The organism is Luteimonas sp. 8-5, from assembly GCF_029763755.1.
Taxonomy (GTDB): Bacteria; Pseudomonadota; Gammaproteobacteria; order Xanthomonadales; family Xanthomonadaceae; genus Cognatiluteimonas.
Window position 1 is genome coordinate 1 of sequence record NZ_JARUVM010000100.1, and the last position, 9516, is coordinate 9516.

Here is a 9516-nt window from a genome sequence, read left to right on the forward strand (position 1 = left end):
ACGGGGGGGCTTCGGCGTGCTCGTGGGCGGTTCCGCTGCGCAGCGTCCAGCCGGCGATCTCGCTGGCGATCGTGCCCAGGCCCTGGCCGAACGCCTCGGCCACGACCGCGGTGTCGGTGCCCGCTGCCGGCACCGCCTGCAGGAAGGTCCGCGACGCGACCACCGCACGGTCGCCGGCGTGCACGAGCTTGGCGTTCACCTCGATGGTCGCGGCAGGGGTCGCGCCGCCGGCGTAGTCGGCCTCGAAGCGCCGCAGGTCCAGTTCGAGCCGGTAGTCGGCGGCGATGCCGCTGCCCTGGCGAACCACGGAAGCGATCCGTCCGGAGTCCTCGAGCACCTGCAACAATGCGTCCTGCAACTGCTCGCCGGGCCTCCTGGCCCACGCCGCGTTCTTGTAGACCTGGATCTCGCCCGGCGTCGGGCGCACCGCGATGCGCAGGCCGTCGGTCATCCGCGACGCGTTCGGCTGCCCGATCGACAACTGCCAGTCCGCCTGCGGCCAGGCCGGGTCGGCGGCCGCCCGCACCAGCGGCGCGTAGATCGTCACCGTCTCCTTGGGCCCCGCCAGCATCGAACACCCACCCAAGGCCACGGCCAACAAGAGTGCCCCCAGCCAGCGAGACACGCCCTGTCCCCGGTCCCCGGTCCCCGGTCCCTTCATGGTTCGAACTCCTTCGGTGTCTCGCGCCCAAGCAGGTAGCGCGCAGGATTGCCTTCCAGGCGGTCGCTGATGCGCCGCAGGTCGCGTACCAGGCCACGCAGTTCCGACAGGGTCGGACCCATCTGCGCGAGGCCGTCGTTGGCGAAGCTGTTGATCGCGGCCCGGTTCTCGTTGATGACCATGTTGGCGCCGTTGGCAGCCGAATCCAGGTTCGCCAGGGTGCTGTCGAGCTTGGCGATGATGCCCGGCAGCTTGTCGACCAGCTCCCGGTCGATGTCCTCGATCGTGCGGTTGGTCGTGGCCAGCGTCGCCGCCAGCTGCTCGCTGGAGGCACGCGCATTGACGATCAGCGCGCGCAGGTCCTCGCGCTGCGCCGCGACGGCGCCTGTCATGGCTTCGATGTTGGCCAGGGTGCTGGCGATGCGCTGCACGTTCTCCTCGCTGAGCACCTCGTCCAGCCGTGCCACCAGGCGATTGGCCGTGTCGGCGATGTTCTGCAGCGCCGAGGCCTCGGTCAGGATCACCGGGATGTCGTCGCGGTCCTTCGGCACCAGCGGCGCGGCATTCGGGCTCCCGCCGGTGAGCTGGATGAAGGGCACGCCGGTGAGGCCGGTGATCGACATCTTCGCCCGCGTGTCCACCTTCACCGGCACGTCGGCCTCGACCTTGAGCCGGGCGATGACCCGCCGCGGATCCTTCGCATCCAGGTTCAGGGTTTCGACCGTGCCCACGGCGATGCCGTTGTACTGGACCGAGCTGCCTTCGGTCAGGCCGGTGACCGGCTCGGTGAAGACGACCAGGTAGGCCTGCCACCCGCGGTCGGACGAGAACTTGGCCGCCCACAACCCGAACAGCAGCAGGAAAGCCGCGGTGGCAAGGGTGAAGGCGCCGATCAGGACGTAGTTGGCCTTGGTTTCCATCCGGTCCTCTCAGCTCCTGGCTGTGGCCTGCGCGGCGCGGCCGCGCGGGCCATGGAAGTAATCCCGGACCCAGGGGTGCTGCAGCCGCTCCAGCTCGGCGATCGGCGCCACCTCCAGGATCCGGCGGTCGGCGAGCACCGCCACGCGATCGCAGATAGCGTACAGGGTGTCCAGGTCATGGGTGATGAGGAACACCGTCAGCCCCAGCGCCTGCTGCAGCGTGCGGATCAGGTGGTCGAAGGCCGCGGCGCCGATCGGGTCGAGGCCGGCAGTGGGCTCGTCCAGGAACAGCAGCGGCGGATCCAGCGCCAGCGCCCGCGCCAGCCCGGCGCGCTTGCGCATGCCACCGGACAGCTGCGAGGGCAGCTTGTCCATGGCGTCGGCCGGCAGGCCCGCGAGCTTGACCTTGAGCAGGGCCAGTTCGTAGCGCAGCGAATCGGGCAGGCCGGGGTGGTGTTCCTTGAGCGGCACCTGCACGTTCTCGCCCACCGTCAGCGACGAGAACAGCGCGCCGTCCTGGAACAGCACGCCGGTGTTGCGTTCGATGTGCAGGCGGTCGCCGGCATCGTCGCTGCGCGCATCGGCACCCAGTACCTCGATGTCCCCCGCCTGCGGTTCGCGCAGGCCGATGATCGAGCGCATCAGCACCGACTTGCCGGTGCCCGAGCCGCCGACCACGCCGAGGATCTCGCCGCGGCGCACGTCCAGGTCGAGGCCTTCGTGCACGACCTGCTCGCCGAAGCGGTTTTCCAGCCCGCGTACGCGGATGACGGTGTCTTCCATGCGCCCTACCAGTCCATCTGCATGAACCAGATCGCGGCCAGCGCGTCGAGCACGATGACCAGCGAGATCGTCTGCACCACGCTGGATGTGGTGCGTTCGCCGACCGACTGCGCCGTGCCCTTGACCTGCAGCCCTTCGAGGCAGCCGATCAGGGCGATGACGATGGCGAACACCGGCGCCTTGGCCATGCCGACCAGGAAGTGGCGCAGTTCGATGGTGTCGTCCATGCGCGCGAAATAGGCCTGCGGCGGGATGTCGAGGCCGTATGCGCCCACGGTCATGCCGCCCAGCAGGCCGGCGACGTCGGCGATGAAGGTCAACAGCGGCAGGGTCACCACCAGGGCCAGCAGGCGCGGGATCACCAGCACGTCGACGGGGTCCAGGCCGAGCGTGCGCATCGCGTCGACTTCCTCGCGGCTGACCATCGCGCCGATCTGGGCGGTGAACGCGCTGGCGGTGCGACCGGCCAGCACGATCGAGGTCAGCAGCACGCCGAACTCGCGCAGGAAGGCAATGCTCACCAGTTCGACCACGTAGAAGGTGGCGCCGAAGTCGGCGAGGATGTTGGAGCCGCGGAACGCGATCACCGCGCCGACCAGGCACGACAGCAGCGCCACCAGCGGCACCGCGTCGAGCCCGACCTGCTCCATGTGCGCGACGGTGGCGGTGGCGCGGAAACGGCGCGGCTCCCTGGCCATGCGCAGCAGCTTGACCAGGCTTTCGCCGAGGAAGCTCACCAGCGCGACGATCTCGGCCCAGTTGTCGGCGACGGCGAAGCCCAGGCGGCCGATGGCGGCGGCAAAACCATACTCGCGCTTGCCGCGCGGGCGATCGTCGGTGACGTCCTCGATCGCGGTCACCAGCGGCAGGTGGTCCTCGCGGAACTCGATCGCGTCCGAAAACGAACCGGTGCGGCGCGCATGCCGCAGCAGCTGGACCACGCCGAGCGAGTCGAGGCGGTCCACGCCGGTAGCATCGATGGGGCACGATTCCTGCGGCGCCGAACGCAGCGCCTGCGCGATGGCCGCGGCGTGGTCGAGGGTCCAGCTGCCGGAGAGGCGGAGGCGGTCGCCGTCGACGGCGACGCGTGGCCCGCTGTTGCTGGCGACTGTCATGCGTGGTGCATTCCCGGGTCCGTGCTCCTTGCGGCCCGAGGATACACTTCCGCCCATGGAAGCCGCCGCATACGCCACCCGCATCGCCTTCGTCGTCGAACTGGCCGAGCACCTGCACGCCTATGGCACCACGGCGCAGCGCCTGGAAGGCGCGCTGGTCGGCGTGGCCACCGAGCTGGGGCTGGAACTGGAGCCGTTCTCCAACCCGACCGGCGTGATCCTGAGCTTCAGCGACCCGACCCGTCCGCCGGGCGACAGCGACACCACCCGGGTGATCCGCCTGCCCCCGGGCGACACCGACCTGGCCAAGCTGTGCGAAGCCGACCGCATCGCCGACGAGGTCGTGGCCGGGCGCCTGGACATCGCTGCCGGCCATGCGGCCCTGCGCGCGCTGGAACGGCCGCCCACGGCGCGCAACAACCTGGTCCAGGTGCTGGGCTTCGGCCTGGTCGCGGCCTCGATCGCCGGCCTGCTGCGCCTGCCGTGGCTGGACATCGGCACCGCCGGCGCCACCGGCCTGCTGATCGGCCTGCTGGAGCTGGCCACCCGCGGGCGGCCGCAGGCGCGCGAGGCCGGCGAGGCACTGGCCGCGCTCGCCGCCGGCTTCGTGGCGATCCTGGTCGCGACGTTCGTGGGTCCGCTCAACCTCAACACCGTGATCATCGCCGCGCTGATCGTGATGGTCCCCGGCATGGCGTTGACCAACGCGGTCAACGAGCTCACCAGCAACCACCTGATCTCCGGTACCGCCCGCTTCGCCGGTGCGCTGGCCACGCTGATGAAGCTCACCGTCGGCAGCGGCCTGGCGCTGGCCCTGGCGCACTTCGCCGGCATCGAGCCGCAGGTGCGCGCGTGGCGGCCGCAACCGGACATCGTCGAATGGGTGTCGGTGCTGCTGGCGGCGTTCTCGTTCGCGGTGCTGTTCCGCGCGCGCTGGCAGGACTACCCCGTGGTGGTCGCGGCCGCGGTCGGCGGCTACCTGATCTCGCGCCTGGGGGGCCAGCACTTCGGCAGTCCCGCCGGCATCTTCCTGTCGGCGCTGTTGCTGACCGCGGCCGGCAACGGCTATGCGCGCTGGGCGCAGCGTCCGGGTGCGCTCGTGCGCGTGCCCGGCATCCTGATGCTGGTGCCTGGCAGCGCGAGCCTGCGCGGGGTCATGAACCTGGTGCAGCAGCAGGACGCGACCCTGGGCCAGGTCGCGGCACTGGGCGTGCTGAACATCCTGCTGGCGCTGGTGGCCGGGCTGCTGTTCGGCAACCTGCTGTTGCCCACGCGACGCAACCTGTAGCGCTTCGACCCAGGGCGGGCCTCAGCCCAGCGTCCGCACCCAGTCGTCGAAACCCGCCTCCTGTTCCTCGACGCCCGCGGCGGCACGCGCGAGCAAGGCGATGGTCGGGTCTGCGCGCACGTCGCTGGGGCTGTAGCCGAAATGCTTCTGGAACAGCCGGCTCAGGTGGGCGTGGCTGCTGAAGCCGTGGCGTTCGGCCAGGCGCATGATCGGATCACGCTGGCGCCGATCGGCCAGTGCGCGGTGCACGCGCATCAGGCGCCGGTGCTGGATGTACTGGCGGACGCCGCCATGCGGCTGGAACAGCGCATACAGGCGCGAACGCGAGGCGCCGACGGCGCGGCAGATCGCATCGACCTGGAGCTGCGCGGCCGCATCATGCCCGGTCGTGTCGAGTTGCTGTTCGATGTGGCGCTTTGCGCGGTCCAGGAGGAATGCATCGTCCTGCACGCGCGTGCGCGCTTCGTGGTTCGATGACGGCTGCAGGCAGGCCGCGAGCAGCTGCCCCGTCGCCTCGGCGATCCCCGCCGCCTGGTTGGCGTGGGTATGCGGCAGGCGGCGTTCCAGGCTGGCCATGAAATCGCCGAGGAGGCCGCCGGAGGCCGGGTCCAGGATGTAGCCGTGCAGGCCCGTGCAGCCGGGCAGGATCGCCGACATCACCTGGCGCGGCACCACCAGGGTCAGGCACTCGGCGGCGTTGGCTTGCGTTTCCACGCCGTGGGCCAGGTCGAGCACGGAAACGCTGCCCGGCGGGGTGCGGATCTCGCGGTCGTCGACCGTGCCCGCATTTCCGCCGCGGCGGTAGTACTGCACCAGGAAGTGATCCATCCAGTCGCTGCGCGCCTGCCGCTGGCTGCGCACGAAGCGCTGGCTGTCGAAGCGCGTATTGACCAGCAACAGCTCGCCGAGGTGGAACGCGCGCACTTTCGCGCGGAAACCCTTGCGGGCCTCGTGCAGCGGCGCGACGTCGAAAACCACCGAAATCGCCTGGCGCCAGGCGTCGAACTGCTCGTCCCCGGGCAATAGTTCGGTGGCGAAACTGGTTGACGGGATGATGGGCGTGCTCATCGCATGCCCGATGTACTCACACGGCGGACAGGGGGTCAAGCTTGCTGGACGCAGGCGCAAATGCAGGCGCCGCGATTTCCCGACAATGCATGGGCCCCGGCCGCAGGCGGGCGCCTCCCAGCTTTGCCGCCGTATCCAGGGGGACGGCGGTACCGCGCCACCGCCTGCGGCCGGCTTTTATCCCTGCACGGGAACCAGGCGCGACAGCAGCGCGTCGCGATCCAGCTGCTCGGCTTCAGCGGCGGTGCGTGCGCGATATTCGAAGGTGCCCGATTCCAGGCCGCGGCCGGAAACGACGACGCGGTGCGGGATGCCGATCAGTTCGATGTCGGCGAACATCTGCCCGGCGCGCAGTCCACGGTCGTCCAGCGCGGCATCGATGCCGGCGGCCAGCAGTTCTTCGTACAGCGCCTGCGCGGCCTCGTCCACGGCCGGATCGTGCTTCGGATTGATCACGCAAACGGCCACCTGCCACGGCGCCATCGCCGCCGGCCAGACGATGCCGGCCGCGTCGTGGTTCTGCTCGATGGCCGCGGCCACGATGCGCGACACGCCGATGCCGTAGCAGCCCATCAGCGGATGCGTCGCCTTGCCGTTGGCGTCGAGCACGGTGCAGCCCATCGCTTTGGAGTAACGGTCGCCGAGCGCGAACACGTGGCCGACCTCGATGCCGCGCGCCAGGCCCAGCGTGCCCTTGCCGTCGGGCGAGGGATCGCCGGCGACGACGTTGCGGATGTCGGCGACGATCGCCGGTTCCGGCAGGTCGCGGCCCCAGTTGACGCCGGCCAGGTGGAAACCGGGCTCGTTGGCGCCGACGACGAAGTCGGCCATCGCCGCCACGCTGCGGTCGGCGATCACGGTGATCGGCTTCTTCGCCCCGAGCGGGCCGAGGAAACCGGGTTCGCTGCCCAGGTGCTCGCGGATTTCGGCCTCGGTGGCGAGGCGGTAGTCGCCCATGCCGGGCAGCCTGGACAGTTTGATCTCGTTGACCATGTGGTCGCCGCGCACCAGCGCGAGCACGAAGCCGGTCGCCTCGTCGCCGAACAGCGCCACCGACTTGACCGTGCGTTCCAGGCCGATGCCGAGCAGCGCGGCCACGTCCTCGCAGGTCTTCTGCACCGGCGTGTCGACCTTGCGCATGGTTTCCGCCGCGGCGGGGCGTTCGCCCGGCGCCAGCGCTTCGGCCAGTTCCACGTTGGCCGCGTAGTCGGACGCATCCGACCAGGCCAGCGAATCCTCGCCCGAATCGGCAAGTACGTGGAACTCGTGCGAGGCGGTGCCGCCGATCGCGCCGGTGTCGGCGAACACGGCGCGGAACTTCAGCCCCAGGCGGGTGAAGATGCGGCCGTACGCGTCGTACATGTTGCGGTAGCCCTCGGCGAGCGACGCCTCGTCCAGGTGGAACGAGTACGCGTCCTTCATCAGGAACTCGCGCGCGCGCATCACCCCGAAGCGCGGGCGGATCTCGTCGCGGAACTTGGTCTGGATGTTGTAGAAGTTGACCGGCAGCTGCTTGTAGCTGGCCAGCTCGTTGCGGGCGAAGTCGGTGATCACTTCCTCGGCGGTGGGGCCGTAGCAGTAGCCGGCTTCCTTGCGGTCGCGGATCTTCAGCAGCTGGCCGCCGAACTTCTCCCAGCGCCCGGTCTCCTCCCACAGCTCCTGCGGCTGGATGGTCGGCATCAGCAGTTCGATCGCGCCGGCGCGGTCCATCTCCTCGCGGACGACCTTTTCCACCTTGCGCAGCACGCGCAGGCCCAGCGGCGACCAGGTGTAGAGGCCCGCGGCGAGGCGGCGCAGCATGCCGGCCTTGAGCATCAGCTGGTGGCTGGCGATCTCGGCGTCGGCCGGGGTTTCCTTGACGGTGCGGAGGTGGAACTGCGACAGGCGCATCTGTGGCTCGCGGTTGCGGGGCGAAAAAGAACCCTCATTCTGCCACGCGCACCGCTGCCACGCCGGCCCGGGGCCGGCGCGCGACGTCAGTTGTCGCCGGTTTCCTCGGGCTCTTCCTCGCGCTCGGCGGGCGGTGCGGGCGGAGTCGTGCAGCGCACCTTGATCGCCGCTTCGGCCAGGGCGACCTGGTCGGCGCGCTCGGCGTCGGTGTAGGTGCGGTCCGGGCGGCCGTCGCCGTCCTCGTCGGGCCCGAGCTTGTCGAGGCCGTTGAGCAGGGCCAGGTTACCGCGTGCGATGGCGCAGCCGGGATCCTCGGCCGGTGCTTCGTCCGAGGCCTGCGGCGCCGGGTGGCGGTTGTCGACCTCGCGGGTCTCGTAGGTGCTGCCTTCCGGCGGCGGCGTCGAGGTGTACTGGGTGACGCCGTTGGCGTCCTTCCACTTGTAGACCTGCTGGGCCGCCAGCGGCGCGGACGCCAGCAGCAGCGCGCAGGGCAGGGCAAGGGCAAAGGCAGTGCGAAGGCGGCGCATGGCGACGGTCCCGATGGCGTTGGGCCCGATTCCAGCACCGCACCGGCGCCGGCGCAAGCGCAGCAGGCCACAAAACCATAAACTCGCGGCATGAGCGAAGACCCGACACCAGGCCCGGTCCCCGGCCCGCCGCGCGCCCGCGGGATCTACCTGCTACCCAACCTGTTCACCAGCGGCGGCCTGTTCGCGGGCTTCTTCGCGATCATCGCCGCCTCCCAGGGGCGCTACGAGGCCGCCTGCATCGCCATCTTCGTCGCCGCCATCCTGGACGGCGTCGACGGCCGGGTTGCGCGCATGACCAACACCCAGAGCGAATTCGGCGTCCAGTACGACTCGCTGGCCGACCTGGTGAGCTTCGGCATGGCGCCGGCGCTGGTGATGTACTACTGGTCGCTGTCGTCGTTCCGGCTGGACGGCGTCACCGCCGGCAAGATCGGCTGGCTGGCCGCGTTCCTCTACGCCGGTTGCGCGGCGCTGCGCCTGGCGCGCTTCAACTCGCAGGTCGCGCAGGTGGACAAACGCTGGTTCATCGGCCTGGCCAGCCCGGCGGCCGCGGGCCTGATGGCCAGCTTCGTGTGGACCTGCCATGACCTGCAGCTGCGTGGCGAAGACCTGCGCATGCCGGCCCTGGTGCTGACCGTGGTCGCGGCCCTGCTGATGGTGAGCCGCATCCGCTATTCCAGCTTCAAGGGCGGTGGCGGCGCGCAGCGCGTTCCCTTCGTCGCGATCGTGCTGGTGCTGGCGATCCTGGCGGCGCTGATGCTCGACCCGCCCAAGGTACTGTTGGCCACCGCCGCGCTTTATGCGCTGTCCGGCCCGGGCGCGTGGTTGTGGCGGCGTCGGCCGGGACAGCGGTGAACGCGATGTGGGATCCGTTCCAGCGCGAGGTGCTGGCCGAGCTCGGCCATGCCGCGTACGTGATGGCGCTGCCGGAAGATCCGATGCTCGATGCGCTGCTGCGTGCTGCGGGGCGCAGCCGCGCTTCGGCCGACGCCGCGACGCTGGCGCGCAGCTGGCCCGATCCGGCCAGCCTGCGCGGCAACGCAGCGGCCAAGCGCGCGCTGTGGCCGCAGCTGCGCGGGCTGCGTCGCCACGCATGAGCGCCGTCGCCGCGGACTCCGGCCAGGCAACCCGGGCGCGGCCGATGCGCGAGGACGACCTCGACGCTGTGATGGAGATCGAGCGCCGTGCGTATCCGTTCCCGTGGACGCGCGGGATCTTCCGCGACTGCCTGCGTGCGGGCTATCCGGCCTGGGTGCTGGAG

The 9516-nt window shown here is 70.4% G+C and carries 10 protein-coding genes and 1 pseudogene; 4 read left to right on the forward strand and 7 right to left on the reverse strand.

Features of this window, described 5'->3' with window-relative positions:
- The 4 genes from QAA18_RS10215 to QAA18_RS10230 form a co-directional block, all read right to left on the reverse strand.
- A partial coding sequence (locus QAA18_RS10215) for an ABC-type transport auxiliary lipoprotein family protein (RefSeq protein ID WP_279412828.1) occupies positions 1–571 on the reverse strand: 571 nt, incomplete at its 3' end.
- Between the two features lie 86 nt (positions 572–657).
- Positions 658–1581 (reverse strand): MlaD family protein, encoded by a 924-nt coding sequence (locus QAA18_RS10220; RefSeq protein ID WP_279412830.1) that lies wholly within the window; start codon positions 1579–1581, stop codon positions 658–660.
- 9 nt (positions 1582–1590) lie between these two features.
- Positions 1591–2364 (reverse strand): ABC transporter ATP-binding protein, encoded by a 774-nt coding sequence (locus QAA18_RS10225; protein ID WP_279412832.1) that lies wholly within the window; start codon positions 2362–2364, stop codon positions 1591–1593.
- Between the two features lie 5 nt (positions 2365–2369).
- The gene (locus tag QAA18_RS10230; protein ID WP_279412834.1) at positions 2370–3479 is read right to left on the reverse strand and encodes an MlaE family lipid ABC transporter permease subunit; all 1110 of its coding nucleotides are present in this window, start codon (positions 3477–3479) and stop codon (positions 2370–2372) included.
- Positions 3480–3534: 55 nt separating this feature from the next.
- Here QAA18_RS10230 and QAA18_RS10235 point away from each other — a divergent pair, with 55 nt between their 5' ends.
- On the forward strand, positions 3535–4767 hold the full coding sequence (locus tag QAA18_RS10235) for a threonine/serine exporter family protein (protein ID WP_279412836.1): 1233 nt from the start codon (positions 3535–3537) through the stop codon (positions 4765–4767).
- A gap of 21 nt (positions 4768–4788) precedes the next feature.
- On the opposite strand, the gene QAA18_RS10240 is transcribed toward QAA18_RS10235, so the two are convergent.
- The 3 genes from QAA18_RS10240 to QAA18_RS10250 all read right to left on the reverse strand — a co-directional run bounded on the left by QAA18_RS10240 (position 4789) and on the right by QAA18_RS10250 (position 8252).
- Complete coding sequence (locus QAA18_RS10240) at positions 4789–5835, reverse strand: helix-turn-helix domain-containing protein (protein ID WP_279412837.1); 1047 nt, start codon at positions 5833–5835, stop codon at positions 4789–4791.
- Positions 5836–6012: 177 nt separating this feature from the next.
- A complete protein-coding gene (locus tag QAA18_RS10245; protein ID WP_279412838.1) occupies positions 6013–7725 on the reverse strand; it encodes a proline--tRNA ligase in 1713 nt (570 codons plus the stop codon).
- A gap of 86 nt (positions 7726–7811) precedes the next feature.
- Entirely contained in the window at positions 7812–8252 is a 441-nt protein-coding gene (locus tag QAA18_RS10250; RefSeq protein WP_279412839.1) for a DUF4124 domain-containing protein, read from the reverse strand.
- Positions 8253–8342: 90 nt separating this feature from the next.
- Here QAA18_RS10250 and pssA point away from each other — a divergent pair, with 90 nt between their 5' ends.
- From pssA to QAA18_RS10265, 3 genes and pseudogenes are all read left to right on the forward strand, one after another.
- Positions 8343–9110, forward strand: coding sequence for a CDP-diacylglycerol--serine O-phosphatidyltransferase (pssA, locus tag QAA18_RS10255; protein ID WP_279412840.1), 768 nt, complete (start codon positions 8343–8345; stop codon positions 9108–9110).
- A gap of 5 nt (positions 9111–9115) precedes the next feature.
- The gene (locus QAA18_RS10260) at positions 9116–9352 is read left to right on the forward strand and encodes a hypothetical protein (RefSeq protein WP_279412841.1); all 237 of its coding nucleotides are present in this window, start codon (positions 9116–9118) and stop codon (positions 9350–9352) included.
- Positions 9349–9516, forward strand: a pseudogene (locus QAA18_RS10265) (ribosomal-protein-alanine N-acetyltransferase); the annotation flags it as partial. The gene QAA18_RS10260 and the pseudogene QAA18_RS10265, both read left to right, overlap by 4 nt.

Excerpts from the sequence above, each read along its gene's own strand:
- QAA18_RS10220 (WP_279412830.1), bottom strand. The coding sequence starts at position 1,581 with ATGGAAACCAAGGCCAACTACGTCCTGATCGGCGCCTTCACCCTTGCC.
- QAA18_RS10225 (WP_279412832.1), bottom strand. The coding sequence starts at position 2,364 with ATGGAAGACACCGTCATCCGCGTACGCGGGCTGGAAAACCGCTTCGGC.
- QAA18_RS10230 (WP_279412834.1), bottom strand. The coding sequence starts at position 3,479 with ATGACAGTCGCCAGCAACAGCGGGCCACGCGTCGCCGTCGACGGCGAC.
- QAA18_RS10235 (WP_279412836.1), top strand. The coding sequence starts at position 3,535 with ATGGAAGCCGCCGCATACGCCACCCGCATCGCCTTCGTCGTCGAACTG.
- QAA18_RS10240 (WP_279412837.1), bottom strand. The coding sequence starts at position 5,835 with ATGAGCACGCCCATCATCCCGTCAACCAGTTTCGCCACCGAACTATTG.
- QAA18_RS10245 (WP_279412838.1), bottom strand. The coding sequence starts at position 7,725 with ATGCGCCTGTCGCAGTTCCACCTCCGCACCGTCAAGGAAACCCCGGCC.
- QAA18_RS10250 (WP_279412839.1), bottom strand. The coding sequence starts at position 8,252 with ATGCGCCGCCTTCGCACTGCCTTTGCCCTTGCCCTGCCCTGCGCGCTG.
- pssA (WP_279412840.1), top strand. The coding sequence starts at position 8,343 with ATGAGCGAAGACCCGACACCAGGCCCGGTCCCCGGCCCGCCGCGCGCC.
- QAA18_RS10260 (WP_279412841.1), top strand. The coding sequence starts at position 9,116 with ATGTGGGATCCGTTCCAGCGCGAGGTGCTGGCCGAGCTCGGCCATGCC.